Genomic DNA, 25,031 nt, shown 5'->3' on the forward strand with positions numbered 1-25,031 from the left:
ACGACATGGCTACGATCCGACTTGGTAGGGGCGGCGGGGGCGAAAAATGCACCCCCCACACCCCCGCCGCGCGCCCTCGTAGAATCGCCGAGTGAACGCCCCCGTCCCCCCGCCCGCCGAGACCCTGCGCCACAGCCTCGCCACGCTCCTCGACGGCCTCCCGCCCCGCCAGGCCACCCAGGCCGTCGACCGGCTGATCGCCACCTACCGGGGCGCCACCCCCACCCACACCCCCATCCTCCGCGACCGCGCAGACGTCGCCGCCTACGCCGCCTACCGCATGCCCGCCACCTTCGAGGCGGTCCACGCCGCCCTGGAGGCGTTCGCGGAGGCCGTCCCGGAATGGACCCCCGGCAGCCACACGGACGTAGGCGGCGGAACCGGCGCCGCGACCTGGGCCGTCACCGCGACCTGGCCGGGCGAGCGCAGCGTCACCGTGCTGGACTGGGCCGAACCCGCCCTGGCGATCGGCCGGGAGATCGCCGCCGCCAACCCGGCGCTGAAGAACGCCCGTTGGCACCGCGCCCGGATCGGCTCGGCGCTCGCCCTGGACCCCACGGACCTCGTCACGGTCTCCTACGTCCTCAACGAGCTCACGGCCCCGGACCGCACCACCCTCGTCGACACCATCGCGTCCGCCGCCCAGGCCGTCGTCATCGTCGAACCGGGCACCCCCGACGGCTACACCCGCGTCATCGAGGCCCGCGACCGCCTGATCACCGCCGGCTTCCGCATCGCCGCCCCCTGCCCGCACAGCGCCGCCTGCCCCATCGTCCCCGGCACGGACTGGTGCCACTTCTCGGCAAGGGTCAGCCGCTCCTCGCTCCACCGCCAGATCAAGGGCGGCTCCCTCGCCTACGAGGACGAGAAGTTCGCGTACGTCGCCGCCACCCGCCTCCCCGTCACCCCGGCCCCCGCCCGCGTCGTACGCAAACCCCAGATCCGCAAGGGCCAGGTCCTCCTCGACCTGTGCGAGACCGAACCCTCCCTGCGCCGCACCACGATCACCAAACGGCACGGCGACCTCTACAAGGCGGCCCGCGACGCGGACTGGGGCGACGCCTGGCCCCCGGCGTCCGACTAGGACGTCTCCTCCTCCGAGCTCTCCGCCGTCGAACTCTCCCCGTCCGACGTCTCCTGTTTCTCCTGGAACCTGCGCAGCAGCTCCCGTTTCTGTGCCGCGGGATCCGCTCCACCGCCGATCCGGCCGCCGCGACCCCCGCCGCGCAGTGCCGTACGGCCGAGGTTCCGCCGCGTCCCGCCGACTCCCAGCATGTTTCCGGATCCGCTTCGGGCCATGGTGAGCTCCTTTCGTCATTCATCAAGGACCTTCATCAAGGACCTTTAAAGACCAGCGATAGTACGAGACGTATCGTCTCGACATCGCACCCTTTCAGGGTCCAGCGAGACGCTCCGTCTTGTCAACCTGATAAAATTCGAGCCATGGCAGCCCAGAAATCCGCCCAGTCCGCCCAGAAGCCCTCGGGGCAAACCGATCACCCCGCCCCCAACGCCACCCGCCGCAGCGAGAAGTCCCGCCGCGCCATCTACGACGCCGCCCTCGCCCTCGTCGCCGACGTCGGCTACCCCAGGACCACGATCGAGGGCATCGCCGCCCGGGCCGGCGTCGGCAAGCAGACGATCTACCGGTGGTGGTCGTCGAAGGCCGAGGTGCTGATGGAGGCGTTCCTCGATCTCGGGGAGCAGGCCGCGCAGGCCGCCGGGCAGGAGCCGTACGTCATCCCGGACACCGGAGACCTCGCGGCCGATCTGAAGGCCGTGCTGCGCGCCACCATCGACCAGATGACGGACCCCCACTTCGCCGCCCCGGCCCGCGCCCTCGCCGCCGAGGGCCTGGTCAACGAGCCGCTCAGCCGGGAGTACGTCGCCAAGCTGATGGAACCCTCGTTCCAGCTCTACGTCGACCGGCTGCGCGCCGCCCAGGAGGCCGGGGAGGTGCGACCCGACATCGATCCGCGCATCGCCCTCGAACTCTTCGTCTCACCCCTCGCCCAGCGCTGGCTCCAGCACACGGGCCCGATCTCGTACGAGTACACCGACACCCTCGTCGACTACGCCCTCCACGGCCTCGCGCCGCGTGCGCGGTAGGGCCGTAAATCCCGCCAAAGCGGTCCATTACCGCTGATCACAGTGCTGTGCACACCTCGCCCCACCTACCCCGGTTGTCCGCTACGGCCCCCCGGAGCGCACGATGATGGGACCATAGGGCATGCTGTTCCGCACGACAGCGAGGCGAGGGGATAGATGAGCGCGGAGTTGGGCGGTCGGACCGGCCTGCAGGGCAAGCTCTCCCAGTGGCTGCGCGGACGCCGCCCGAAGGACGCCGCCGACGACGGTGGCAGGGAGGCCCTGCTGCTGGCCGCCGCCGCGGCGGGACTGCCCCTCGCGCCCGCCGCGCACCCCGCCGGCTACCGATGTTCCTGTGATCGCGTCGGCTGTCCCACCCCCGCCCGGCACCCGGTGTCCTTCGCCTGGCAGACGCAGTCCACCACCGACCGCGCCCAGATCGAGCGCTGGGCCCGCCATCAGCCGCAGGCCAACTTCATCACCGCCACCGGCATGGTGCACGACGTCATGGACGTGCCGATCGAGGCCGGACTCGACGCGCTGGAGCGGCTGCTCGGCGCCGGTATCGAGGTCGGCCCGGTCGCCGAGAGCGACGACGGGCGGCTGCTGTTCTTCACCCTCACCCGCGGCACCCCCGAGGACGAGGACGAGTGGTGGCCCTGCGAGCTGGACTGCCACCCCGAGACCATGGACGAGCATCCGGGACTGCGCTGGCACTGCCGCGGGTCCTACGTCCTCGTACCGCCCGCCCGGCTGTCCGGTGAGGGCCAGTCCGTGCACTGGTTGCGCGGACTCGAACACCCGCTGCCCGACCCGCTGAGCCTGCTGGAAACCCTCACCGACGCCTGCGCCCGCCACGCCGACGAGGAGCCCGACCACGTCACCGCGGCCTGGCCCCTGCGCCACTGAGCTCCATCGCCGGGCGGCGCTACTCGCCCTTCGCCGACGTCAGGCCCTGGGTCCGGCCGATGACCTCCACCTTCCCGGAACCCTTCGGGTCCAGGGCCATCTCGTTGGAGATGATCTCCATCGTCAGCGACTGCTTGACCTCGCCCTCCGTCAGGGCCTCCACGCCCTTGCCCGGCGAGGGGACGGACGTGCCCGCGTAGGCCGTCCGCTTCTCGTAATAGCGCGTGGTGAAGAACACCAGCGCACCGCCGTCCGTGGTGCGCAGCGCCAGCGGGGCGTAGTCGCCGCTCGTGAGCGGTTCGTCGATGAACTGGCTGACCAGGCCCGGCCGTTTGGCCGCCTTCGTCCGGTCGGCACGCCACTCGCTGGTGTGACGGCCGTCCGCGAAGACGTCCCCGCCTTCCTTGAGGTAGCCCGCGTACTGCTTGCTCAAGTCCGACGGCGGCACGGCCAGTTCGGTCGAGTTCGCGGGGACGGCCTCGGCCCAGCCGTCCTTGTCCGTCTTGAACTTCGGCATGTCGCCGGGGGCCACCAGCGTCAGATACGCCGCCTCCCACGGTTCGTCCAGGCCGCTGCGGGTGAACACGAAGACCCAGCGTGCGCTGCCGAACTTGTTGCCGGCCGCGTCGACCACGAACCAGCGTGGCCAGCCCGCCTTCTTCGGGATCGTGATCTTGGTGTCCGACAGCTTCAGCGGGGTGTGCGCCGCGTTGCCGCCGGGGCTGACCGCCTTGCCCGCCTTCAGCCGCGCCCCGTCGATGTCGCCCAGGGCGCCGGTGACGTAGTCGGCGTCGAGGGAGCTGTCGTACGCCTTGTCCGCCTTGTTGTACGCGGAAGTGAACTCTTCGAGCGCCTTGTTGGCCTCCGCCTCGGTGGCCGAGGGGAGGATCTCCCGCTCCCCGTGGACGACCACACATCCGCTTGCCGTCAGCGACAAAGCGGTCAGCGAGGCTGCAATCAGTGCGCTCCGGTCAAGCCTGCGGAGCCTTCGAGGGCCGCGTTCCCTGCTCATCAGGTCCCTTCACCTTCCCCTTCCCGGAGGCGAACCCTACCGGGGCCAGGAACAGCGTGAGCGTCGGGATCAGGTACAGCAGCCACACCGTGACCTGGAGGACGGTCGGATCGGGCTGGAAGTTGAAGACGCCCTTCAGCAGAGTGCCGTACCAGCTTGCCGGATCGACGGTGTCGCTGATGTCGAACGCCTTGTCGCTCAGGCCGCCCAGCCAGCGCGCTTCCTGCAGGTCGTGGACGCCGTACGCCAGCACGCCCGCCGCCACGACCACCAGCATGCCGCCGGTCCAGGTGAAGAACCGTGCGAGGTTGATGCGCAGGGCGCCGCGGTAGAAGAGCCAGCCCAGGACGATCGCCGTGGCGATGCCCAGGGCGGCGCCGGCCAGCGGGCGCGTGCTGCCGTCGCCGGCCGCGCGCACCGATGCCCACACGAACAGGGCCGTCTCCAGGCCCTCCCGGCCGACGGCCAGGAACGCGGTCGCGACCAGTGCGCCGGTGCCCATCTGCAGGGCGGCATCCAGCTTGCCGTGCAGCTCGGACTTCAGGTGCCGGGCGGTGCGCCGCATCCAGAACACCATCCACGTCACCAGCCCGACGGCGAGGATCGACAAGGACCCGCCGAGGGCCTCCTGTGCCTCGAACGTCAGCTCCTGCGAGCCGAATTCGAGCGCGCAGCCGAAGCCGAGCGCGAGGGCGATCGCGACGCCGATGCCGATCCAGATGGGTTTGAGGGCGTCCCTGCGGTCCGTCTTCACCAGGTAGGCGATGAGGATGCAGACGACCAGGCTGGCCTCAAGACCCTCGCGCAGGCCGATCAGATAGTTGGAGAACACAAGTCCTCACGCCTCCTTGGAGAACAGCGTGCTGCCCCACCAGTCGTCCTTGTCGCGGACGCCGGGCGGGATCGCGAAGAGCGCCGAACCCACGTGCTGGATGTACTCGTTGAGCGAGTCGATGGCCAGGTTGCGCTGGATCCTGACGAACCCGGTGCGCGGGTCTCGCTGGTAGGCCAGGAAGAACAGGCCCGCGTCCAGCCGTCCGAGGCCGTCCGTGCCGTCGGTGAAGGAGTAGCCGCGGCGCAGGATCGTCGCCCCGTCGTTGGAGTCGGGGTGCGCGAGCCGGACGTGCGCGTCGGGCAGCATCGCCTTCAGGAAGGGCTCGTCGCGCTCCTTGGCCCTGCCGACCGGGGCGCCCTCGCCCTTGTCGCGGCCGAAGATGTCCTCCTGCTCCTTCAGGGAGGTGCGGTCCCAGGTCTCGATGTGCATGCGGATGCGGCGGGCCACGAGATACGAGCCGCCGGTCATCCACGCGGGACCGTCCTTCTCGTCCACCCACACGAACTTCTTCAGCCGGTCCGTCTCCGTCCCCGCGATGTTGCGGGTGCCGTCCTTGAAGCCCATGAGGTTGCGCGGAGTCTGCTCCTCCGGCGTCGTCGACGACGTCTTCCCGAAGCCGAGCTGGGACCACTTGATGACGACCTTGCCGAAGCCGATACGGGCCAGGTTGCGGATCGCGTGCACCGCGACCTGCGGGTCGTCCGCGCAGGCCTGGATGCACAGGTCGCCGCCGCTGCGGTTCTTGTCGAGGTTGTCCCCGGCGAACTTCGGCAGCTCGGCGAGGGCTTCGGGGCGGGCGTCCGCGATGCCGAACGCCTCGCCGAACTTCTCGAAGAGCGACGGCCCGAAGCCGATCGTCAGCGTCAGCCGCGACGGCTTCAGCCCCAGCGCCTCACCGGTGTCGTCCGGCGGCGCCTCGGCCAGCCCGCCGTACGCGCCCTCGCCGACCGCCTGCCCGGCCGTCATCCGGCGCGCGGCCGCCGTCCAGTCCTTCAGCATCCGCACGAACTCGGCGCGGTCGTCGGTCTTCACGTCGAACGCGGCGAAGTGCAGCCGGTCCTGCACCGGCGTGGCGATGCCCGCCTGCCGCTCGCCGTGGAAGTCGATCGCGGCGCCCGTCGCGGCACCGGCCGGGGCCGCGTCACCGGCGGCGTCGCCGTCACGGGTCATCGCCACGGCACCGCCGGCCGCGACGGCCCCGAGCGCGAGCCCGGCACCGCCCCAGCCGATCAGCGCGCGACGGGACGGGGATTCGGAGTTCTCGGTCATGAGGGCGCCCGCCTTACTTCACGACGACGGCGGCGGCGAGCTTGGACAGCGGCTCCGCGAGGGCGTTGACACCGTCCGACAGCTCCTTGCGGTCGGCGTCGCCGACCTTGTCGTACGAGGTGAAGTCGTACGACGACTTGTCCGCCCGGTACTTGTCCAGCAGCGTGTTCAGCGCGCCGAACTGCTTGTCGAGCTCGGTCACCAGCGCCGGGTCGTTCTCGTTGGCGACCGCCTTCAGCAGCTCGTACGCCTTCTGCGCGCCCTCCACGTTGGCCTTGAAGTCGACCAGGTCGGTGTGCGAGTAGCGCTCCTCCTCGCCGGTGACCTTGCCGGTGGCGACCTCGTCGAGGAGTTCCTTGGCGCCGTTGGCCATGGAGGTCGGGGTGATCTCGGCCTTGCCGACCCGCTTCTGCCAGTCCTTCAGGTCGGTGATCAGCTGGTCGGCGAGTTCCGAGTCGCGGTCGGTGAGCTTCTTGTCCTTCCAGAGCGAGCGCTCCAGACGGTGCCAGCCGGTCCAGTCCTTCTCCGGGTCCTGACCGGCCGCCAGACCGTCCTCGCGGACGTCGACCTTCGGGTCGATGTCGCCGAAGGACTCGGCGACCGGCTCGGTGCGCTCCCAGCCGATGCGGGAGGTGGCGTAGGCCTTCTTCGCGGCCTCGATGTCGCCGTCCTTGACGGCCTTGGCGAACGCCTCCGCCTTCGGCAGCGTCTCGTCGGCCTGCTCCTGCGCGTACTCGCGGTAGGCGGCGACGGCCTTGTCCAGCCGCGGGTCGCGCTTGGCGGCCGTGCCCTTGCCGGTGGCCTTGACGGTCTGCCGGATGCCGTCGCCCTTCATGCCGGGCTTGCAGGCGATCGTGTAGTCGCCGGCCTTCACCTCGGCGGTGACGGTCTGCTTGGTGCCGGGGCCTATGTTCTCGCGCTCGGTGACGATGCGGTCGTCCGGGAAGAGGATGTAGACCTCGGTGACCTTCGACCCCTTGTTCTCGATGGCGAGTTCGACGTGCCCGGCCGGAAACTCCTTCTTCGACACCTCGCACTTGTCGTCCGTCGCGGTCACGTTGACGACCCGGTCGCTCCCCGCCGAACTGCCCTTCTCGGTGCAGCCCGTGACGGCGGTCAGGGCCGCCACGGTGGCGATGGCGGTGGTGACGGGGAGTCTGACGGCGCGCATGTGGGCTCCAGGAGGTGGCCGGAAAGTATGCGTGACGGGCCTCACAACTAGGAAGGTGAGGCTCGCCTAACGGAGATAAGGATTGCCTAAGTGGCCAAAAAGGACCCCATAGAGAAGTCAAAGGAACGTCAAAGGTTGTGCCGTGGGGTTCAGTGGCGTGGGGGTCAGTCGCGTTGAGGGCGGCGGCGTGGGGATCAGCGGCGAGGGGTCACCAGGACCGCACCCGTCCGCGGATGCGGAAGCACCTCGACGGGCTGGTCGTAGACCTCGGACAGCAGTCGCTCGGAGAACACCTCGGCGGGCGGCCCGTCGGCCGCGACCCGTCCGGCGCGCAGGATCGCCACCCGGTGCGCGTAGGCCGCCGCGAGCCCCAGATCGTGCAGCACGACGACCACCGCGTCCCCGGCCCGCGCCCGCTCCCGGCACAACCGCAGCACCAGCTCCTGGTGTTTGAGGTCCAGCGCGGCCGTCGGTTCGTCGAGCAGCAGCAACGGGGCGCGCTGCGCGAGCACCCGGGCCAGCGCGACACGGGCCCGCTCACCACCGCTGAGCGCGGAGAACGGCCGTACGGCGAAGGCGCTCACCTCGGTGGCGGCCATGGCCTCGGCGACGGCGAGGTCGTCCTCGGCGGGAGAGGAGGCGTGGGGTGCGCGGCCCATCCGTACGACGTCCTCCACCGGGAACGGGAAGGAGAGCGTCGCCGACTGCGGCAGAACCGCACGGCGCAGGGCGAGTTCGGGGGCCGACCAGTCGGTCGCCGGGCGCCCGTGGATCCGTACGACACCCTCGGCGGCCGGGAGGTCGGCGGCCAGCGCGCTCAACAGGGTGGACTTTCCCGCACCGTTGGGCCCGACGAGGGCGAGGACCTCGCCGGCCCGGACGGGGACGGAGACACCGTGCAGGACGGGGCGGGCGCCGAGGCGGACGTGGAGGTTCTCGGCCTCGGCGAGGATGTCGCCGGGTTGGGCGGGGGAGGGAGGGGACGGACGGTGACGGAGGAGCTTCATGGGAGGGGTCCTTTGACGGAGGGCGAGTTGCTGTCGCGGAGTGGGACCAACGCCCTTGAGGGGCGCGGGGCTGTATCGATGTGCGGCTCCGCCGCGCGGGCGCGACCAGCCCCCACCGGCGCGCAGACGACATACGACCCCCTAGGCCCAACCCCCCTGCCTGCGCCGAGTCCTCCGCAGCAGCCAGAAGAAGAACGGGCTCCCGAGAAGCGCCGTCAACACACCAAGAGGAAGCTCCGCGGGCGCGGCGACCGTACGGGCCGTCAGATCGGCGGCGAGCAGCACCAGCGCACCGAGCAGCGCACTGGCCGAGACCAGGAACCGGTGCCCCGGCCCCGCCGCCATCCGCAGCAGATGCGGTACGACGAGGCCGACGAAGCTGATGATCCCGGAGACGCTCACCGCGGCCGCCGTCAGCAGGGCGATGACCAGGACCAGGACGATCCGCAGCCGCTCCACATCGACGCCCAGATGCCGCGCCGGCCGTTCGCCCAGCGCCAGCAGGTCCAGCCGGCGGGCGTACAGCGGAGCGACGGCCAGTCCGAGCGCGGCGCACGGCAGAACGGCCAGCACCTTCGGCCAGGTCGCCTGGGAGAGCGAGCCGAGCTGCCAGAAGGTGATCTGCTGGATGGCCGCGGCGTCCGCGAAGAACAGGAACAGCCCGATCATCGCCCCGCCGAAGGCGTTCACGGCGATACCGGTGAGGATCAGCGTCACCACTTCCGTACGGCCGCCCGAGCGGGACATCGCGTACACGAGCAGGACGGTGACGAGCCCGGCGAGGAACGCGAAGACGGAAACCGTCCATGTACCGAGGAAGTTGACGCCGAGCGCGATCGCACCGACCGCGCCGACCGCCGCGCCCGACGAGACGCCGATGACGCCGGGCTCGGCCAGCGGATTGCCGAACACGCCCTGCATCAGCGCGCCGGCGCAGCCCAGCGAGGCCCCGATGAGCAGCGCGAGCACGATCCGCGGGAAGCGGACGTTCCACAGCACCGACTCGGCGACCCGGTCCAACTCGCCGCCGCCGAGCCCGACTTTGTGCTGCACGGAGGCGAGGACGTCCCCGACCGGGACCGGATAGGCGCCGATCCCGGCGGCGACCGGGACCAGGACGAGGAGGGCGACGCACATGCCGACGGTCAGCAGCCAGGCGGTGGTGTGCCGGCTGCGGCGCGGCACTTGGGCCACGGCCTCTGGCGCGGCCTTCTCCAGTACGGTCATGCCGTTGTCCGTTCCTTTCGGTCACTGCCGCAGTGGCTCGGCCGCAGCCCTGTCAGCCGGCAGAGCTTAGGTTAGCCTTACCTTTACTCAAGGTGGCAATCCCTTTGCGGGCGGCGGCATCGGGTCATCAGACTGGGCCCCGTGAACGCGACCACGGGGATCACGGGAGCCAGGGGAGTCAGGGAGTTCGCCCCGGGCGGCGGACTGGTCCTGGCCGTGTCGGGCCGGCCGGCTCCGCCTCCACTCCGTTTCGAGACGGCGGACGCAGGCCGGTTGCTGCTGCGCCAGGGGGAGCGGCCGCTGCTGCTGGGCCGCGCGGACGGCACGGGCTGTTGCAAGGACCTGGCGACGCACCGCCTCGACGGCCATCGCTCACCCCTCCCGCCGCTGCGCTCCAGTGCGATGCGCGAGCGGACCGACTGGACGCACCAGTGCGCGCGTTGGCTGGAGGAGGCGGAGGACGGTCCCCTGTACGACGGCCGCTGGCTTCTCTCCCGCCGAGCCTCCTTCGCACCGGGCATCTGGACCGAGGACTTCGTCCGGGACTGGCCGGGCGGGAGTCTGGAGCTCTACTGCGGAGGCGGCTGGCACGGAGTGCTGCCCCTGCGCCGTCTCTCCCCGCCGGACGCCCCGCGCGTGAAGGCGTACCGCAAGCACGCGCGGGACGGCACGCTCGCCCCAGTACTCCTGTGGTGGGTGACGTTCCTCGACGGCTGGCTGATCCTGGACGGCCACGACCGCGCCGTGGCCGCGCTGGCGGAAGGGGTGGAGCCGGTGTGCGTGGAGCTCAGGAGAGTGGCGGACGAGGAGCGGTGGCGGCGGGAGGCCGACGAGATCACGGCGGCGCACGAGCGGCACATGGAGCGTTTGGGCTCCCGCGTGGACTCCCGTGCGCCTCATCCGAACCTCATGCATCAACGAGTCGCTCTGGAACGCGGCTACGCCGACGCCCTCGCATCGCTGCCTTACGACACCGCGCCCACCGACTCCTGGCCCCTGCCCGGCGGGGTCCCCGCCTGGGACGACCTCGCCGTGGGCACGATGGCTCAGATGTTTCAATGCCCCCGTGACTGACTACGACGTCCTCCGCGTCTTCTGCGGCCCCAAGGGCGGATACGGCAACGAACTCGGCGTCGTCCGCGAGGGCTCCGTCATGCCCGACCGGGCGGACCGGCAGGCGTTCGCCGGCAAGCTCGGGTTCAGCGAGACCGTGTTCGTGGACGACCCCGAGCGCGGCGTCATCGACATCTACACGCCCTCCGTACGACTCCCCTTCGCCGGCTACCCCTGCGTCGGCGCGGCCTGGCTCCTCGACGTGCCCGAGCTGGTCACACCCGCCGGCGTGGTGGGCACCCGGCTGGACGGGGAGTTCAGCTGGATCGAGGCGCGGGCGGAGTGGGCGCCGCCGCGCACCCTGAAGCAGTACGCGACGGCGGCCGAGGTCGATGACCTCACCGTGCCCCCGGCCGGTGAGTGGATCTACGCCTGGGCCTGGGAGGACGAGGCGGCCGGACGGGTCCGGGCCCGTGGCTTCCCGGGCCGGGGCGACGGCGTCGAGGAGGACGAGGCGACCGGTGCCGCGGCCATCCAGCTCACCCACCGACTCGGCCGGGCGCTCAACATCACCCAGGGCGCCGGTTCCCAGCTGCTCACCGCGCCGCAGCCCGGGGACTGGGTCGAACTCGGCGGCCGGGTGGTCCTGGAGCGCTGAGCCTCAGGCGCTCAGCGGAAACTCCTCGCCCAACGCCCTGAACACCGCCGTGTTCAGGGCGAACGCCTTCTTGCACTCCGCCACGATCCGCTGCTTCTCCAGGTCGTCCGCGCGCACCCCGTCCAGCAGTTCGCGGTAATCCCGCTTGAACGCCGCCGGGTTGGCGATCTCCTCGAAGACGTAGAAGCGGACGCCGTCCCCCTTGCGGGTGAAACCCCAGGTCTTCTCGGCCTTGTCGCGGATGATCTGGCCGCCGGAGAGGTCGCCGAGGTAGCGGGTGTAGTGGTGGGCGATGTAGCCGGCCGGCCAGTCGCGGGCGCACTGCCGTACCCGGTCCGCGTAGGCGCGGGTGGCCGGGAGCGCGGAGACGCCCGACCGCCAGTCCGGCCCCCGCAGATGCGCCAGGTCCCGCTCCAGTGACGCCAGCCGGAACAGCTCCGGCTGGATGAACGGGCCCGCCACCGGGTCCGACGCCAGCTGCTCGGTGCCGGTCTCCAGCGCCTCGTACACGAACCACAGCTGCTCGGTGTAGCGCGCGTACGCGTCGACGCCGAGCCGTCCGCCGAGCAGGTCGCTCATGAACGTCGAGGTCTCGGCCTCCACGTGCTGTTCATGGGACGCGGTGCGGATGAGTGTCGAGAAGGACTCCATGGGCACATCCTCTAAGGTAAGGCTTACCTAAGTCAATAGCTTGCCGACACCCTGTCGGTAAAAGCGTACAAGAGAAAGCCCGCCCTGACAGGGCGGGCTTTGTGATCGGTGATCGGTGATCGGTGAACCGGTGATCAGGGCAGCGTCAGGATCTCCGCGCCCGTCTCCGTCACCACCAGCGTGTGCTCGAACTGAGCCGTGCGCTTGCGGTCCTTCGTGACGACCGTCCAGCCGTCGTCCCACATGTCGTACTCGTGCGTCCCGAGCGTCAGCATCGGCTCGATCGTGAAGGTCATGCCGGGCTGGATGACCGTCGTCGCGTGCGGGCTGTCGTAGTGCGGGATGATCAGGCCCGAGTGGAACGACGAGTTGATGCCGTGGCCGGTGAAGTCGCGGACCACCCCGTAGCCGAAGCGCTTGGCGTACGACTCGATCACGCGGCCGATGACATTGATCTGGCGGCCCGGCTTGACCGCCTTGATCGCGCGGTTCAGCGACTCGCGGGTGCGCTCCACCAGCAGGCGGCTCTCCTCGTCGACGTCGCCCACCAGGTACGTGGCGTTGTTGTCGCCGTGCACCCCGCCGATGTACGCCGTCACGTCGAGGTTGATGATGTCGCCGTCGCGCAGCACCGTGGAGTCCGGGATGCCGTGGCAGATCACCTCGTTGACGCTCGTGCACAGGGACTTGGGGAAGTTGCGGTAGCCGAGAGTCGAGGGATAGGCGCCGTGGTCGCACATGTAGTCGTGCGCCACCTTGTCCAGTTCGTCCGTCGTCACGCCTGGCGCGATCAGCTTGGCCGCCTCGGCCATCGCCTGCGCGGCGATCCGCCCGGCGACGCGCATCGCCTCGACGGTCTCCGGAGTCTGCACCTCCGGACCCGTGTACGGCGTCGGCGCGGGCTTGCCGACGTACTCGGGGCGGCGGATGTTTCCGGGCACGGAACGGGTGGGGGACAGTTCCCCTGGGACGAGCAGCGACTGGCCAGACATGCAAGCGAGTCTAACCAGCGGGCATGGGGGAACATGTCGGTGGCGAGAGGAGCCGGTCATGGCCTTGTTCAAGAAGCGCACCGTCGGGAAGCCGGGGGAGTGGTACTACTGCCTCGTCCACAAGAAGGTCGAGGAAGGGCCGGAGTGCCCGGCCAAGGACCGCTTCGGGCCGTACACCAGCAGGGAAGAGGCCCAGCAGGCGATGGACCTCGCGCGCGAGCGCAACCTGGAATGGGAGAGCGACCCCCGGTGGCACGACGCCCCGACGGGCCCGGCGGACGACGACTGACCCCCAGTACCCAGCCAGTACCCCGGTACCCCAGCCCCCCAGCTCCGCGAGCGGCTGATCAACTTTCCGCGGGCGCCGGCATGGCCGCCGCTGCCGCCGCCCGCTGCTCCCGCAGCCGTACCGCGTGCTCGTTCGTGCGCGCGTCGTACGACATCAGCTTCGGCAGGCACAGCGCCAGCAGCCCCACCGCGCCCACGCACAGCAGCCCGCCCGACCAGACGGACGTCCTGACGCCCTTCCAGGCGGCGACGCCGCCCACATAGGTCTGGCCGAGCTGCGGGCCGACCGAGTACGACAGCAGCTCGATCCCGGCGAGCCGGCCGCGCAGCTCGTCCGGGATCGTCTGGTTCCACATCACCCCGCGGAAGATCCCGCTCACCATGTCGGCGGCGCCGCCCAGGGTCAGGAACAGCAGCACCAGCCAGACGGTCCGGGAGACGCCGGCGGCCGCGATCGCCAGGCCCCACAGCGCCGCGGCCAGGACCACGACCCGCCCGTGCCGGTGCACCCGTGAGGTCCAGCCGCTGGTCAGGCTCACCAGCATCGCCCCGGCCGGGACGGCGGCGTACATCAGGCCGAGCGACCAGGGGGCGTTCAACTCGTCCGCGAGGAACGGCAGTACGGCGAGCGGCATCGCGAAGAGCATCGCCGCGATGTCGATGACATACGTGCCGAGGAGCTCCTTGCGGCTCCAGGCGTAGCGGGCGCCCTCGGCGATGGCCTTGAGGGACGGCTTCGCGGCCGCGTGGGAGGCGGGGGAGGGGGCGATGCCGAGGGTGAGCAGGACGGAGGCGACGAAGGTCAGCAGGTCTGCGCCGTACGCCCAGCCGAGCCCGGCATACGCGACGACCACGCCGGCCAGCGCCGGGCCCGCGACGCCGCCGACCTGCCAGCGCAGCGCGTTCAGCGAGGCGGCGGCCGGGAGGTGGTCGTGGGCCACGATCCGGGGCCACAGGGCGTCCAGGGCGGGGCGCTGGACCGACACGAGCGCGGAGGACAGGGCGGCGACGGCGAACAGCGGCCACACGGCGGGGCTCGGCAGCAGCGCGTTGACCAGCAGCGCCGCGCTCAGCACCGCCTGCCCGACCTCCGTCCACAGGATCAGCTTCCGCTTGTCGAGCGCGTCGGCGAGCGCGCCCCCGTACAGCCCGAACACGATCAACGGCACCAGTTCCACGGCCCCGATCGCCCCGACCGCCGCCACGGACCCGGTGAGCTCCTTGATCTGCACGGGCAGCGCGACGAACGTCAGGAAGCTGCCGAAGGAGGAGATCAGCCCGGCCAGCCACAGCTTGCGGAAGTCGGCGGAGGCGTGCCAGGGGGCGAGGTCGGGGAGTACGGCCCGGAGCCGGGAGGGGGGCGTGGGGGAGTCGGCGGTCACGAGGGGTCATGCTCGGGCGGAGCCGTAGTGGAGGCAAACGGTTTTGCAAGGCGGGCGGGAAGGCGTGCGACCCGTCACCAGCGCGCAGGCGGCGGCGCCGTCAGCGACTCCGCCAGGCGGGACAAGCGGTCACGGAAGCGGCGGCGCCCTCTCGGAGGGGGCAGCGCGTTCTCGCCGGCCGCCGCGCTCACCAAGTGCTGCACGGTGTCCAGGTCCAGCTCGGAGGCCTCGGGCACGGCCAGCGTCTCGTGGGCCATGGCCGTCAGCTCGCCCTCGTCGGCGCCGAGCGCCAGCACCGTCGCCCCGGCCCGGCGGGCGTCGTGCACCCCTTCCAGCAGCGGCGCCCCCGGCCCGCCCGCCGACACCACCAGCAGCGTCTCCCCGCGCCGCGCCGCCGCCAACCTGCCGAGGCCGACCGCCAGATGCGCCGGATCCGAGGCACGTGCGTCATGCCGTACGAGAGTCGGGGCCAGCTCCGGCGTCCCCGACCACGCGGCCTCGTCCACCAGATGGGCCGCCAGATGCCACGGTTCGTACTCCCGCGTGCCGACCAGCAGCAGCCCGCCCCCGTGTGCCACCGCCGACGCGCGCAGCGTCCCCGCGAACCGCCGTGTCTGCCCCAACCACTCGGTCCCGGCGAGCACTTCACGCAGCAACGCGACACGTACGGCGTCCATACGACCGCATCCTGCCGCAATCGACCACTCGTGACCCCGAGTTCACCACGAATTCGCCCGACTTGGGCAGACGGTCCCGTTACCCCGCACAACCGTCCGTGCCCCGGCCACCGGCCACCGGCCACCGAGCCGCGGCGACCGGCCACCCGAGGAGCCCGCCCATGACAGAGACCAGCGTCCCCTTCCGTGCCCGTCACGAGGGCTACTCGAGCTTCCGCATCCCGGCCGTCGTCACCACCTCCGCCGGCACCCTCCTCGCCTTCTGCGAGGGCCGGGTCGACTCCGCCGCCGACCACGGGCAGATCGACATCGTGCTGAGGCGGTCGACGGACGGCGGCCGCACCTGGGGTCCCCTCCAGGTGGCCGCCGACAACAACTGGCACCTCGCCGGCAACCCGGCGCCCGTCGTCCTCGACACCGGCCGCATCCTGCTCGTCTACATCCGCAACCACGCCCACGCCACCGAGGCCGGGATCCTGCGCGGCGAGGTGAGCGACGCCGACGGCCGCCGGATCTGGGTGCGGTACAGCGACGACGACGGCGTCACCTGGTCCAGCTCGAAGGAGATCACCGCGCAGGTGAAGCGGCCCGGGTGGCGGTGGTATGCCACCACGCCCGGCCACGCGATCCAGCTGAGCACCGGCCGGGTCGTCGTCCCCGCCAACCACACGATCCCGCCCACCGGCACCGACATCGGCACCGAGCCCAGATACAACAGCGGCCACTGCCTGCTCAGCGACGACCGGGGTGCCACCTGGCGGATCGGCTACATCGACGAGAACACCGACGGCTACGTCAACGTCAACGAGACCACGGCCGCCGAACTCCCCGACGGCCGCGTCTACTTCAACACCCGCAACGACTCCCCGTCCCCGGGCAACCGTGCCGACGCGTACTCCGAGGACGGCGGGGAGACGCTGGTGAAATCCTTCCGCCCGCAGGCCGGCCTCGTCGCCCCCATCTGCGAGGGCAGTGTGCTCCAGCTCCGCGACCCCGACGTCCTGCTCTTCTCCGGCCCCGCCGATCCGGCCGCCCGCGCCCTGATGACCATCCGCGCCTCCACCGACGGCGGTGTCACCTGGCGGTCCGCGTACACGGTGGACGGGCTGCCCGCCGCGTACTCGGATCTCGTGCGGATCGACGCCGGCACCGTCGGACTCCTCTACGAGACCGGCGACTTCGGCCCGTACGAGAGCATCGCCTTCCGGCGGGTGCCCGTGAGCCGGCTCACCTGAGCCGACGGGGCGGGCGGGGCGGACGTAAAGTCCACCCATGACCTCTACCGACAGTGCACAGCAGCCCACCGACGCCCCCGCGAAGGCCCCGGCCAAGGACCCCTGGGACCTCCCCGACGTCTCCGGGCTCGTCGTCGGCGTGCTCGGCGGGACCGGGCCGCAGGGCAAGGGCCTCGCCTACCGGCTCGGCAGGGCCGGCCAGAAGGTGATCATCGGCTCGCGGGCCGCCGAGCGCGCCCTGGCCGCCGCCGAGGAGCTCGGGCACGGTGTCGAGGGTGCCGACAACGCCGAGTGCGCGCGGCGCAGCGACATCGTGATCGTCGCCGTGCCGTGGGACGGCCACGGCAAGACGCTGGAGTCCCTGCGCGAGGAGCTGGCCGGCAAGCTGGTCGTCGACTGCGTCAACCCGCTCGGTTTCGACAAGAAGGGCGCCTACGCGCTCAAGCCGGAGGAGGGCAGCGCCGCCGAGCAGGCCGCCGCCCTGCTGCCGGACTCGCGGGTGACGGCGGCCTTCCACCATCTGTCGGCGGTGCTGCTGCAGGACCCGGAGATCGACGAGATCGACACCGATGTGATGGTCCTCGGCGAGGTGCGGGCGGACGTCGAGATCGTCCAGGCGCTGGCCGGCCGTATCCCGGGCATGCGCGGCATCTTCGCGGGGCGGCTGCGCAACGCCCACCAGGTGGAGTCGCTGGTCGCGAACCTGATCTCGGTGAACCGGCGGTACAAGGCACACGCCGGGCTCCGCGTCACGGACGTATGAGGGGATGGGGGACACTGGTCGTCGTAGCAGTGTCCCCCGAAGGAGCCGACCGAAATGCCCCGCCTTGGTGTTTACGCCCTGATTGTCTGTCTGCTCGCCGTGGCCGCGGCCGTGGTCTCCTTCGTCCAGGGCAGCCTGCTGGGGATCGTGTGGGTGCTGCTGGCGGGGCTGTCGTCGAACATGACCTGGTACTACGTCAAGACCGCCAGGGACGCCCGGCGGGACTCCGCCACCGGCTGACCGGCGTCACGAGCCCATCGTGCACAGCTCGTTCGAGTCCCGCCAGAAGCGGAACAGGTCGTAGCCGCAGTACGTCTCGAAGTCGCTGATCCCGAGGCCGCGCAGAGCGGCGTCGACCATGTCGAAGAACACGCCGTTGATCTCCGGCACCCACAGCAGCGCGAACACGAACAGCAGGCCGAACGGGGCGAACGGCTCCACCTGGCGCTTGACCTTCTGCGACAGCCAGGGCTCGAGCACGCCGTAGCCGTCCAGACCCGGGACCGGCAGGAAGTTCAGGATCGCGGCCGTGACCTGGAGCAGGGCGAGGAAGGCGAGCGCGAACCGGAAGTCTCGCGGGACGTCGTCGAGGGCGTCCAGCCAGAACGGGGCGGTGCAGACCACGGCGAAGAGGACGTTGGTCAGCGGCCCCGCCGCCGAGATCAGACTGTGCCGCCAGCGGCCCCGGATCCGCCCGCGCTCGATGAACACGGCACCGCCGGGAAGTCCGATGCCACCCATGATCACGAAGATGACCGGCAGCACGATGCTGAGCAGCGCGTGCGTGTACTTCAGCGGGTTGAGCGTGAGATAGCCCTTCGCCCCGACCGAGATGTCGCCGCTGTGCAGGGCCGTACGCGCGTGTGCGTACTCGTGCAGACACAGGGACACGATCCAGGCGGCCGTCACGAACAGGAACACGGCCAGTCCGGGCAGCTCGGCGAACCCGCTCCAGGTGGCCCAGCCGGTCACCGCCGTGACGGCCAGGATCCCCACGAAGACGGGGCTGATCCGCCGGTCGCTGCGGCGGGTGAGGGCGGTGGTCATGGGGCTCCCTGGAGTCTCGTACGCGCGGGGACCGCGGGGGGACTGCCCGACCGTACCGGGCGTACGGGGAAAACGTCTCGCGGTGGGGCCTTGGTTCCGGGGAGGGTGGGGGCATGGGGCTTTGGCATGTGTTCTACGACGACTGGCAGATGGAGTGCTGCGGTACGCCGTTCAAGGTGGGCGACGAGGTGAGCTGGCCGCTGCTCATGAGCGACGCCGACGGCAAACTGGGCGGCCGCTGGCACGACCAGCTCACCAAGATCGCCGGTCCGGTGGAGGACCTACCGGCGAAGGGGGGCGCGGTCCGGGTGGCCCGGGACGAGACGGGCCTGACGGTCGCCCTGCATCAGGACCCGGTCGCCCTCGTCCCTCAGGAGGACCTGGGCGAGGTGGCACCGGGCGACCGGATCCGTCTGGTCGGCCTGCTCACGGTCGAGTGCCACACCGGCGCCGATCTGCCGGACACCCGGGGTTGGGTCCGCGCGATCCAGGTCGTCACCCAGGGCTGGGCCGAGACGGCGCCGGGTTCGCTCACGCGCGAGCCGGTCGCCGGGGAACGCTCGCTGAGGTCGGTGTGGGAGTGCCCGAAGTGGTTCGGGGACGCCGGCGTGGGCGTGATCGTGACCTTGGAGGTGCCGGGCACGGACTCCTGGCTGTCCCATGCGGTGCGCGAGGCCCGGGGCATTCCGCACACCGCACCGGGCAGGGAGGTGACGGGCCTGCCGCCGGCCGCCCTCGCGGAGCTGCTGGAGACCCTGAGCACCGTCCGGGAACCGCGCTGAAGCCCGCGCCCATCTCTCGCGCACCGCGCTGAAAGGGCCGTACACCCCTCCCGCGCACCGCGCTGAAAACGCTGTACACCCCCGGCGCACCGCGCCGAAACGGCCGCACGCCCCTCGCGCGCCGCGCCACTCAACCCTGTGACCGTCCCCGATCCGACCAGAGACAATGGACCCCGTGCGCTACCGCATCCTCGGCACCACCCAGGCTCTCCGCCCCGACGGCACCCCTGTTCCGGTGGGCGGGGCGCGGTTGCGTGCCCTGCTGACCGTGCTGGCGTTGCGGGGCGGGCGTGCCGTGCCCGTGAGCCTGCTGGTCGACGAGGTGTGGGACGGGGATCCGCCCGCCGACGCGCCGGGTGCGCTGCAGGCGCTCGTCGGCCGGCTGCGGCGGGCGCTGGGCGCGGACGCGGTGGTCTCGGCCGAGGGCGGGTACGGCCTCGCCGCCGCGCCCGAGGACATCGACCTGTACCGCTTCGAGCGCCTCGCCGGCGAGGGCACGCGCGCGTTGGCCGACGGCGACGCCGCCAAGGCCGCCGTCGCCCTCGACGACGCCCTCGCCCTGTGGCACGGCCCCGCCCTCGCCGACCTCCCCGACCGCACCGCCGAGGCGGCCCGCCAGGAGACCCGGCGCCTTGACGCCCTGCGCGCCCGTCACACCGCCGCCCTCGCCCTCGGCCACGCCGAGCACGCCCTGCCCGAGCTCACGGCCCTGTGCGACACCCACCCCCTGGACGAACCCCTCCAGGCCCTCCGCCTGCGCGCCCTGCGCGACGCGGGCCGCACGGCGGAGGCGCTGGCCGCCTACGACGCCGTACGACGACTGCTGGCCGACCGGCTCGGCTCCGACCCGGGGCCGGAACTTCGTGCGCTGCACGGGGAGTTGCTTCGGTCGGGGGCGGATGCGGACGGGGGCGGTGCTGCCGGGCCGGGGGCGCGCGGCGGAGGCCGATTTGCCCAAGGTGCGTCGCGGGGCTCCCGTGACGGGCGTGGGGCCGAGGCGGACGGTGCTGCCGACGCGGAGGGCCGCACCCCGAGGTCGGCGAGCGGTTTGGCGGGGGCGTCCGGCATGCCGGGTGGCGCGGGCGGGGGCGCGGGCACGCCAGGTACGCCGAGCGACGCGGGCACGGACGCGTCCGGCAGGGCGCCCGGCGGGGGTGCGGACATGTCCCGCCCGGCGCCCGGTGCAGGCGCGGGAGTTCGGCGTTGGCCGAGCGGTGCCGGCGCGGGCATGCACCGCACGTCGACCGACCCCGCCGTTCTCCCCGCCCCTGATCCTCGCGCCCCGGCCGATTCGGGCGGGGCGCGTGTCCCCGGTTCCCCGGACGGCTCCGGCGTCCCTGCAGACCCCCGTGCCCGCGCCGCAGCCGACGCCGCACCCGGCCCGCTGCACTCCCTCGACTCCCGGACCGGCGCCGGCGAACTCCCTGCCCAGGCCCCCGACGCGCGTACGCGGCCCGGCACCGCGCCCACCCCACCCACCGGCAACCTCCGGGCCCGCCTCACCTCCTTCGTCGGCCGGGAAGCGGACATCGACGCCATCCGCGGCGACCTGGCCACCGCCCGCCTGGTGACCCTGCTGGGCCCCGGCGGCGCCGGGAAGACACGGCTGTCGCAGGAGGCCGCCGAGAGCGTGCGGGACGCCGCCCCGGACGGGGTGTGGCTGGCCGAGCTTGCGCCCGTCGACGATCCGCAGGCCGTGCCGGAGGCCGTGCTCACCGCCGTCGGCGCACGGGAGACCGTGCTGTACGGCGCCGGTGCCGAGGCCATGCGGGCCGGGACCGACCGGCACGACGACCCCGTCGAGCGGCTCGCCGAGCACTGCGGCAAGCGCCGCATGCTGCTCATCCTCGACAACTGCGAGCACGTGGTCGAGGCCGCCGCCCGCCTCGTGGAGGAGCTGCTGGAGCGCTGCCCGGCGCTGACGGTGCTCGCCACCAGCCGTGAACCCCTCGGCGTACCGGGGGAGTTGCTGCGCCCGGTCGACCCGCTGCCCGAGCCGGTGGCGCTGCGGCTGCTCGCCGACCGGGGAGCCGCGGCCAGACCCGGGTTCCGGATCGACACCGACGAGGAGACCGCCGCGGCGTGCGCCGAGATCTGCCGCCGCCTCGACGGCCTGCCCCTCGCCATCGAGCTCGCGGCCGCCCGGCTCCGCATGCTGACGCCACGCCAGATCGCCGACCGGCTCGACGACCGCTTCCGCCTGCTCACCTCCGGCAGCCGTACCGTCCTGCCCCGCCAGCAGACCCTCCGCGCGGTCGTCGACTGGTCCTGGGAGCTGCTGGACGAGGACGAACGGGACGTGCTGCGGGGCCTGTCCGTGTTCGCCGGCGGATGCGATCTCGCCGCCGCCGAGGCCGTGTGCGGACCCGGCGCGCTGGAGGCGCTCGGCTCGCTCGTCGACAAGTCCCTCGTGGTGGCGGCCCCTTCGGGGGACGGGGAGATGCGCTACCGGCTGCTGGAGACCGTCGCCGAGTACGCCGCCGAACGGCTCGACGAGACCGGCGGGCGGGCGGAGGTCGAGCGCGCGCATCTGACGTACTACCGCGAACTCGCCCGCACCAGCGAGCCTTCGCTGCGCGGCGCCGGACAGCTCGCCGCCATCCGCCGGCTCGAGCGCGAGAGCGAGAACATCCGCGCCGCCCTGCACCACGCCGTGGCCGTGCGCGACGAGCAGGAGGCGATGTGCCTGGTGCTCTCGATGGCCTGGTACTGGCTGATGCGCGACCAGCGCATCGTCGCCCGCAACTGGGCCCGGGAGATCCAGGACCTCGGCCCCGACCCCTTCAGCGAGCCCGTCCGGCCCGCCGCCCCGATGTGGGAGCGCTGCATCGCCACGCCGCCGCCCTGGACCGGCGAGGTCCTCGCGGAGGCCCGGCGCGGCGCCCACCTGGTCCATCTCGCCTGCATGGACACGGAGTTGGAGCGCTGGCAGTCGCCCGAGGGGCAGCGGAAACTGCGCGCTGTCGGCGGGACGTACCGGCCCGGACTCCCGCAGGGGTGCCGGTTCCCCGGCTCCCTGTGGTTCTACGCCGTCCTGCTCACCGGGGACATGGAACGGGTGCGGACGATCATCGACGCCGCCGTCGACACCTGCCGGGGCGTGCCCGGATACGAGTGGGACCTCGCCGCCAATCTGCAGATGCGGGCCAATCTGCTCGCCAACCGCACGGAGTGGTCGGGTGACGCCACCCGCGACGCCGACGAGTCGCTGGCCATCTACCGCCGCCTCGGCGATCTGTGGGGCACCGCGGAGGCGCTCGCCGCACGTGCCGAGGCACATGAGCGCAGGGGCGAGTACCGGATGGCCGCCACCGACTACGAGGCGGCGATCGAAAGCGCCGCACACCTCGGCGCCCGCGGCCATACGGGTGTGCTCAAGGCCCGGCTCGGCAGTGTCCTCATCGAGGCGGGCGAGGCCGAGCGGGGAGAGGCCCTGCTGCGCGAGGTCCTCGACCAGGCGGGCGGCCCGCACGACCAGTCGATGCCCTTCGCCCGGCTGATCCTGGCCGGCCGGCTCGGCATGACCGACCGTATTCCCGAGGCGCGTGAGCAACTGCGGCTGCTGCGCGAGCAGTTCAAGATCGCCCACTTCATCGTCTTCGACGCCTTCATCCTCGGTGCGGAGGCCTGGCTGGATGCGGCCGACGGGCGCTATCCGGAGTCACTGGAGCGGATCAGAGGGGCGCTGGAACGCGCCGAGGACCCGCTGTCCGAGGCCATCGCCCCACAGATGCGCTCGGGGTATCTGACCACCGCCGCGTACGCCCTCGCCCGCGTGGACGGCGGCAGCCGGGCCCGCGACGCCGCCCGCTGCCTCGGCGCCGCGGACGCACTGCTGCCGCCCCGGCACGTCTCGTCGTCCCAGGAGCGCGAGGTGTACGAGCGGGCGGTGGCGGGCACGCGTGCGGCGCTCGGCGACGCCGCGTACGAGGCGGCGTACGCGGAAGGCGGCGGCCTCTCCTCCGTGGAGGCCGCCGCCCTCGTGTGACCGGCGCCGATGTGGGGGTCCCCGAGGCCCTCAAGGCACCGGACGAGTCAGCTCTTGGTGCGGAACTTGTGGATCGCGATCGGCGCCATGACCGCCGTGAGCCCCACCGACCAGCCGACGGTCACCCACACGTCGTGCGCGATCGGGCCGTTGCCGCCCACCATCAGCCCGCGCGCGGCGTCCGCGAGCGAGGACAGCGGGTTGACGTCGGTGAAGGACTGCAGCCAGCCCGGCATCGAGTCGGTCGGCGCGAAGATCGACGAGCCGAACTGGAGCGGCATCAGCACCAGGAAGCCCAGCCCTTGCACGGACTGCGCGTTCTTCAGCACCACGCCGAGGGTGAGGAACACCCACATCAGCGCCGAGCCGAACAGTGCGGCCAGCGCCACGGCGGCGAGCAGCCCGCCCCAGTCGGTGATGTCGAAGCCGACCAGGACACCGACGATCAGCATGATCGTGGTCGCGATCATCATCCGCAGCAGTTCCACCGCGATCTTGGCGAAGAGTACCGAGCCCCGCCCGATCGGCAGCGACCGGAAGCGGTCCATGACGCCGGTGTTGAAGTCCTGGTTGAACCCGGTCCCGACCGACATGGCCATGCTCATGCCCATCATGGCCATCATGCCGGGCACCACGTACTGCACGTAGGCGTGCTGGTCGCCGCCGAGCGCCTGCCCGATGGAGCCGCCGAAGACGTACACGAACAGCAGCGTGAAGACGATCGGCATCAGGATGGCGTCGAACATCGACTCCGGGTCCTGCCGGATCCACAGGAGGTTGCGGCGGACGAGCGCACCGGTGTGCCGCAGATGCGCCCGCAGCGGTATGCGGACGTCGCCGGTGGTGGGTGCGGCGGTGGTGGGTGCGGCGGTGGTGGTGGCGCTCATACGGCGACCTCCTCGCGGTTGTCGGCGGGCACGGCGTCCTGCGGGGCGCTGGCGCGGTGGCCGGTGAGGGACAGGAACACCTCGTCCAGGCTGGGCAGTTCGGTGGTGATGGAGGCGAGCGTGACGCCGCGCGCGGTGATGGCGCCGACGATCGCGGTGAGCTGCTCGTCGCTGAGGACCGGGACGAGCAGGGTGCCGGTCTCGGTGTCCACGGTGGTGGTGGCGAGCCCGGTGATGCCGAGCTCGTCCAGGTACCCGGCGAGCGGGCGCAACTGCAGGGCATCGGTCGGCCGCACCCGCAGGGTCCGCCCGCCGACCTTGGCCTTGAGCTCCTCGATGCCGCCGCCCGCGATGACCTTGCCCCGGTCGACGACCGTCAGCTCGGAGGCGAGCTGCTCGGCCTCCTCCATGTACTGGGTGGTCAGCAGCACGGTCACCCCGTCCCCGACCATGGCCTTGACCTCGGCCCACACCTCGTTGCGGGTCCGCGGGTCGAGTCCCGTGGTCGGCTCGTCGAGGAACAGCACCTCGGGCCGCCCGATCATGGAAGCGGCGAGGTCGAGCCGCCGCCGCATACCGCCGGAGTACGTGACGGCCGGGCGCTTGGCCGCCTCGGTCAGCGAGAACCGCTCCAGCAGCTCGTCGGCACGGGTGCGTGCCTCCTTGCGGGGCAGGTCGAGCAGCCGCCCGATGAGATAGAGGTTCTCCCAGCCGGGGAGCTTCTCGTCCACGGAGGCGTACTGCCCGGTCAGCCCGATCACCCGGCGCAGCTGCCGAGGCTGCCTCAGGACGTCGTACCCGGCGACGGTGGCCTGCCCGGCGTCCGGTGCCAGCAGCGTGGACAGGATCCGCACCAGGGTGGTCTTCCCGGCACCGTTCGGCCCGAGCACACCCATGACGGTGCCCTCGCGCACCGTGAGGTCGACACCGTCCAGAGCCTTGGTCTCGCCGTAGTGCTTGACCAACCCCCGCACGGACACGGCGCTGCTCACGCCGTCGGGGTTCTTGTCGATTCGCGTCATGTGCACGACGGTGTCAGCGGCCACCGACAAACGACCGACAGATCACCGACAGCGCCGACAGGCCACCGACAGCGCGACGGCGGCGTAC

The 25,031-nt window shown here is 71.8% G+C and carries 25 protein-coding genes; 11 read left to right on the top strand and 14 right to left on the bottom strand.

Features of this window, described 5'->3' with window-relative positions:
• The first annotated feature begins 91 nt into the window (after positions 1-91).
• Positions 92-1,084: a small ribosomal subunit Rsm22 family protein gene (locus ABD932_RS40710; RefSeq protein ID WP_345021136.1), complete on the top strand. Its 993-nt coding sequence runs from the start codon at positions 92-94 to the stop codon at positions 1,082-1,084.
• Here the strand turns inward: ABD932_RS40710 and ABD932_RS40715 are convergent.
• Positions 1,081-1,299, bottom strand: coding sequence for a DUF6243 family protein (locus ABD932_RS40715; protein ID WP_345021138.1), 219 nt, complete (start codon positions 1,297-1,299; stop codon positions 1,081-1,083). The two genes, ABD932_RS40710 and ABD932_RS40715, sit on opposite strands and share 4 nt — an antisense overlap.
• A gap of 144 nt (positions 1,300-1,443) precedes the next feature.
• On the opposite strand from ABD932_RS40715, the gene ABD932_RS40720 reads away from it, so the two are divergent.
• Complete coding sequence (locus ABD932_RS40720; RefSeq protein WP_345021140.1) at positions 1,444-2,109, top strand: TetR/AcrR family transcriptional regulator; 666 nt, start codon at positions 1,444-1,446, stop codon at positions 2,107-2,109.
• A 156-nt stretch (positions 2,110-2,265) separates the two neighbouring features.
• A complete protein-coding gene (locus tag ABD932_RS40725; protein ID WP_345021142.1) occupies positions 2,266-2,997 on the top strand; it encodes a bifunctional DNA primase/polymerase in 732 nt (243 codons plus the stop codon).
• A 19-nt stretch (positions 2,998-3,016) separates the two neighbouring features.
• On the opposite strand, the gene ABD932_RS40730 is transcribed toward ABD932_RS40725, so the two are convergent.
• From ABD932_RS40730 to ABD932_RS40755, 6 genes are all read right to left on the bottom strand, one after another.
• Positions 3,017-4,009, bottom strand: coding sequence for an SCO2278 family lipoprotein (locus ABD932_RS40730; RefSeq protein ID WP_345021144.1), 993 nt, complete (start codon positions 4,007-4,009; stop codon positions 3,017-3,019).
• Positions 3,969-4,841: an iron uptake transporter permease EfeU gene (efeU, locus tag ABD932_RS40735; protein WP_345021145.1), complete on the bottom strand. Its 873-nt coding sequence runs from the start codon at positions 4,839-4,841 to the stop codon at positions 3,969-3,971. Before efeU ends, ABD932_RS40730 begins: the two co-directional genes overlap by 41 nt.
• Before the next feature lie 6 nt (positions 4,842-4,847).
• Entirely contained in the window at positions 4,848-6,113 is a 1,266-nt protein-coding gene (efeB, locus tag ABD932_RS40740; protein ID WP_345021147.1) for an iron uptake transporter deferrochelatase/peroxidase subunit, read from the bottom strand.
• A 13-nt stretch (positions 6,114-6,126) separates the two neighbouring features.
• The gene (gene efeO / locus ABD932_RS40745; RefSeq protein ID WP_345021149.1) at positions 6,127-7,284 is read right to left on the bottom strand and encodes an iron uptake system protein EfeO; all 1,158 of its coding nucleotides are present in this window, start codon (positions 7,282-7,284) and stop codon (positions 6,127-6,129) included.
• A 194-nt stretch (positions 7,285-7,478) separates the two neighbouring features.
• The gene (locus ABD932_RS40750; RefSeq protein WP_345021150.1) at positions 7,479-8,291 is read right to left on the bottom strand and encodes a heme ABC transporter ATP-binding protein; all 813 of its coding nucleotides are present in this window, start codon (positions 8,289-8,291) and stop codon (positions 7,479-7,481) included.
• A 141-nt stretch (positions 8,292-8,432) separates the two neighbouring features.
• Positions 8,433-9,518 (bottom strand): FecCD family ABC transporter permease, encoded by a 1,086-nt coding sequence (locus ABD932_RS40755; RefSeq protein WP_345021152.1) that lies wholly within the window; start codon positions 9,516-9,518, stop codon positions 8,433-8,435.
• A gap of 141 nt (positions 9,519-9,659) precedes the next feature.
• Between ABD932_RS40755 and ABD932_RS40760 the strand changes: the two genes are divergently transcribed.
• Positions 9,660-10,592, top strand: a complete 933-nt coding sequence (locus tag ABD932_RS40760) for a hypothetical protein (RefSeq protein WP_345021154.1) — start codon at positions 9,660-9,662, stop codon at positions 10,590-10,592.
• A complete protein-coding gene (locus ABD932_RS40765; protein ID WP_345021156.1) occupies positions 10,585-11,229 on the top strand; it encodes a PhzF family phenazine biosynthesis protein in 645 nt (214 codons plus the stop codon). Before ABD932_RS40760 ends, ABD932_RS40765 begins: the two co-directional genes overlap by 8 nt.
• A gap of 3 nt (positions 11,230-11,232) precedes the next feature.
• Here the strand turns inward: ABD932_RS40765 and ABD932_RS40770 are convergent, their stop codons facing one another.
• Together ABD932_RS40770 and map are read right to left on the bottom strand one after the other, a co-directional pair.
• Positions 11,233-11,880 (bottom strand): biliverdin-producing heme oxygenase, encoded by a 648-nt coding sequence (locus tag ABD932_RS40770; protein WP_345021158.1) that lies wholly within the window; start codon positions 11,878-11,880, stop codon positions 11,233-11,235.
• A gap of 134 nt (positions 11,881-12,014) precedes the next feature.
• Positions 12,015-12,872, bottom strand: coding sequence for a type I methionyl aminopeptidase (gene map, locus ABD932_RS40775; RefSeq protein ID WP_345021159.1), 858 nt, complete (start codon positions 12,870-12,872; stop codon positions 12,015-12,017).
• A 58-nt stretch (positions 12,873-12,930) separates the two neighbouring features.
• On the opposite strand from map, the gene ABD932_RS40780 reads away from it, so the two are divergent.
• Positions 12,931-13,161 (top strand): hypothetical protein, encoded by a 231-nt coding sequence (locus ABD932_RS40780; RefSeq protein WP_250082300.1) that lies wholly within the window; start codon positions 12,931-12,933, stop codon positions 13,159-13,161.
• Positions 13,162-13,219: 58 nt separating this feature from the next.
• On the opposite strand, the gene ABD932_RS40785 is transcribed toward ABD932_RS40780, so the two are convergent.
• Together ABD932_RS40785 and ABD932_RS40790 are read right to left on the bottom strand one after the other, a co-directional pair.
• A complete protein-coding gene (locus tag ABD932_RS40785) occupies positions 13,220-14,542 on the bottom strand; it encodes an MFS transporter (protein WP_345021162.1) in 1,323 nt (440 codons plus the stop codon).
• Positions 14,543-14,616: 74 nt separating this feature from the next.
• Positions 14,617-15,219, bottom strand: coding sequence for a hypothetical protein (locus ABD932_RS40790; protein WP_345021164.1), 603 nt, complete (start codon positions 15,217-15,219; stop codon positions 14,617-14,619).
• 161 nt (positions 15,220-15,380) lie between these two features.
• On the opposite strand from ABD932_RS40790, the gene ABD932_RS40795 reads away from it, so the two are divergent.
• The 3 genes from ABD932_RS40795 to ABD932_RS40805 are packed head-to-tail and all read left to right on the top strand — an operon-like array spanning position 15,381 to position 17,457.
• On the top strand, positions 15,381-16,454 hold the full coding sequence (locus ABD932_RS40795; RefSeq protein ID WP_345021166.1) for a sialidase family protein: 1,074 nt from the start codon (positions 15,381-15,383) through the stop codon (positions 16,452-16,454).
• A gap of 37 nt (positions 16,455-16,491) precedes the next feature.
• Positions 16,492-17,217: an NADPH-dependent F420 reductase gene (gene npdG / locus ABD932_RS40800; protein ID WP_345021168.1), complete on the top strand. Its 726-nt coding sequence runs from the start codon at positions 16,492-16,494 to the stop codon at positions 17,215-17,217.
• Between the two features lie 54 nt (positions 17,218-17,271).
• The gene (locus tag ABD932_RS40805) at positions 17,272-17,457 is read left to right on the top strand and encodes a hypothetical protein (protein WP_126391801.1); all 186 of its coding nucleotides are present in this window, start codon (positions 17,272-17,274) and stop codon (positions 17,455-17,457) included.
• 6 nt (positions 17,458-17,463) lie between these two features.
• Here the strand turns inward: ABD932_RS40805 and ABD932_RS40810 are convergent, their stop codons facing one another.
• Positions 17,464-18,264, bottom strand: a complete 801-nt coding sequence (locus ABD932_RS40810) for a site-2 protease family protein (RefSeq protein WP_345021171.1) — start codon at positions 18,262-18,264, stop codon at positions 17,464-17,466.
• A 113-nt stretch (positions 18,265-18,377) separates the two neighbouring features.
• Between ABD932_RS40810 and ABD932_RS40815 the strand changes: the two genes are divergently transcribed.
• Together ABD932_RS40815 and ABD932_RS40820 are read left to right on the top strand one after the other, a co-directional pair.
• A complete protein-coding gene (locus ABD932_RS40815; RefSeq protein WP_345021173.1) occupies positions 18,378-19,046 on the top strand; it encodes a DUF6578 domain-containing protein in 669 nt (222 codons plus the stop codon).
• 166 nt (positions 19,047-19,212) lie between these two features.
• Positions 19,213-23,034, top strand: coding sequence for an AfsR/SARP family transcriptional regulator (locus tag ABD932_RS40820; RefSeq protein WP_345021174.1), 3,822 nt, complete (start codon positions 19,213-19,215; stop codon positions 23,032-23,034).
• Between the two features lie 47 nt (positions 23,035-23,081).
• Here the strand turns inward: ABD932_RS40820 and ABD932_RS40825 are convergent, their stop codons facing one another.
• The gene (locus ABD932_RS40825; protein WP_345021176.1) at positions 23,082-23,921 is read right to left on the bottom strand and encodes an ABC transporter permease; all 840 of its coding nucleotides are present in this window, start codon (positions 23,919-23,921) and stop codon (positions 23,082-23,084) included.
• A complete protein-coding gene (locus tag ABD932_RS40830) occupies positions 23,918-24,943 on the bottom strand; it encodes an ATP-binding cassette domain-containing protein (protein ID WP_345021178.1) in 1,026 nt (341 codons plus the stop codon). Before ABD932_RS40830 ends, ABD932_RS40825 begins: the two co-directional genes overlap by 4 nt.
• Positions 24,944-25,031 lie beyond the last annotated feature (88 nt).

It is taken from the genome of Streptomyces shaanxiensis, from assembly GCF_039537145.1.
Taxonomy (GTDB): Bacteria; Actinomycetota; Actinomycetes; order Streptomycetales; family Streptomycetaceae; genus Streptomyces; species Streptomyces shaanxiensis.

What these genes read in the sequence shown, in the direction of transcription:
- ABD932_RS40715 (WP_345021138.1), bottom strand. Translation starts at nt 1,299, where the DNA reads ATGGCCCGAAGCGGATCCGGAAACATGCTGGGAGTCGGCGGGACGCGG.
- ABD932_RS40720 (WP_345021140.1), top strand. Translation starts at nt 1,444, where the DNA reads ATGGCAGCCCAGAAATCCGCCCAGTCCGCCCAGAAGCCCTCGGGGCAA.
- ABD932_RS40725 (WP_345021142.1), top strand. Translation starts at nt 2,266, where the DNA reads ATGAGCGCGGAGTTGGGCGGTCGGACCGGCCTGCAGGGCAAGCTCTCC.
- ABD932_RS40730 (WP_345021144.1), bottom strand. Translation starts at nt 4,009, where the DNA reads ATGAGCAGGGAACGCGGCCCTCGAAGGCTCCGCAGGCTTGACCGGAGC.
- efeB (WP_345021147.1), bottom strand. Translation starts at nt 6,113, where the DNA reads ATGACCGAGAACTCCGAATCCCCGTCCCGTCGCGCGCTGATCGGCTGG.
- efeO (WP_345021149.1), bottom strand. Translation starts at nt 7,284, where the DNA reads ATGCGCGCCGTCAGACTCCCCGTCACCACCGCCATCGCCACCGTGGCG.
- ABD932_RS40750 (WP_345021150.1), bottom strand. Translation starts at nt 8,291, where the DNA reads ATGAAGCTCCTCCGTCACCGTCCGTCCCCTCCCTCCCCCGCCCAACCC.
- ABD932_RS40755 (WP_345021152.1), bottom strand. Translation starts at nt 9,518, where the DNA reads ATGACCGTACTGGAGAAGGCCGCGCCAGAGGCCGTGGCCCAAGTGCCG.
- ABD932_RS40770 (WP_345021158.1), bottom strand. Translation starts at nt 11,880, where the DNA reads ATGGAGTCCTTCTCGACACTCATCCGCACCGCGTCCCATGAACAGCAC.
- map (WP_345021159.1), bottom strand. Translation starts at nt 12,872, where the DNA reads ATGTCTGGCCAGTCGCTGCTCGTCCCAGGGGAACTGTCCCCCACCCGT.
- ABD932_RS40780 (WP_250082300.1), top strand. Translation starts at nt 12,931, where the DNA reads ATGGCCTTGTTCAAGAAGCGCACCGTCGGGAAGCCGGGGGAGTGGTAC.
- ABD932_RS40790 (WP_345021164.1), bottom strand. Translation starts at nt 15,219, where the DNA reads ATGGACGCCGTACGTGTCGCGTTGCTGCGTGAAGTGCTCGCCGGGACC.
- ABD932_RS40795 (WP_345021166.1), top strand. Translation starts at nt 15,381, where the DNA reads ATGACAGAGACCAGCGTCCCCTTCCGTGCCCGTCACGAGGGCTACTCG.
- npdG (WP_345021168.1), top strand. Translation starts at nt 16,492, where the DNA reads ATGACCTCTACCGACAGTGCACAGCAGCCCACCGACGCCCCCGCGAAG.
- ABD932_RS40805 (WP_126391801.1), top strand. Translation starts at nt 17,272, where the DNA reads ATGCCCCGCCTTGGTGTTTACGCCCTGATTGTCTGTCTGCTCGCCGTG.
- ABD932_RS40810 (WP_345021171.1), bottom strand. Translation starts at nt 18,264, where the DNA reads ATGACCACCGCCCTCACCCGCCGCAGCGACCGGCGGATCAGCCCCGTC.
- ABD932_RS40815 (WP_345021173.1), top strand. Translation starts at nt 18,378, where the DNA reads ATGGGGCTTTGGCATGTGTTCTACGACGACTGGCAGATGGAGTGCTGC.
- ABD932_RS40820 (WP_345021174.1), top strand. Translation starts at nt 19,213, where the DNA reads ATGGACCCCGTGCGCTACCGCATCCTCGGCACCACCCAGGCTCTCCGC.
- ABD932_RS40825 (WP_345021176.1), bottom strand. Translation starts at nt 23,921, where the DNA reads ATGAGCGCCACCACCACCGCCGCACCCACCACCGCCGCACCCACCACC.
- ABD932_RS40830 (WP_345021178.1), bottom strand. Translation starts at nt 24,943, where the DNA reads ATGACGCGAATCGACAAGAACCCCGACGGCGTGAGCAGCGCCGTGTCC.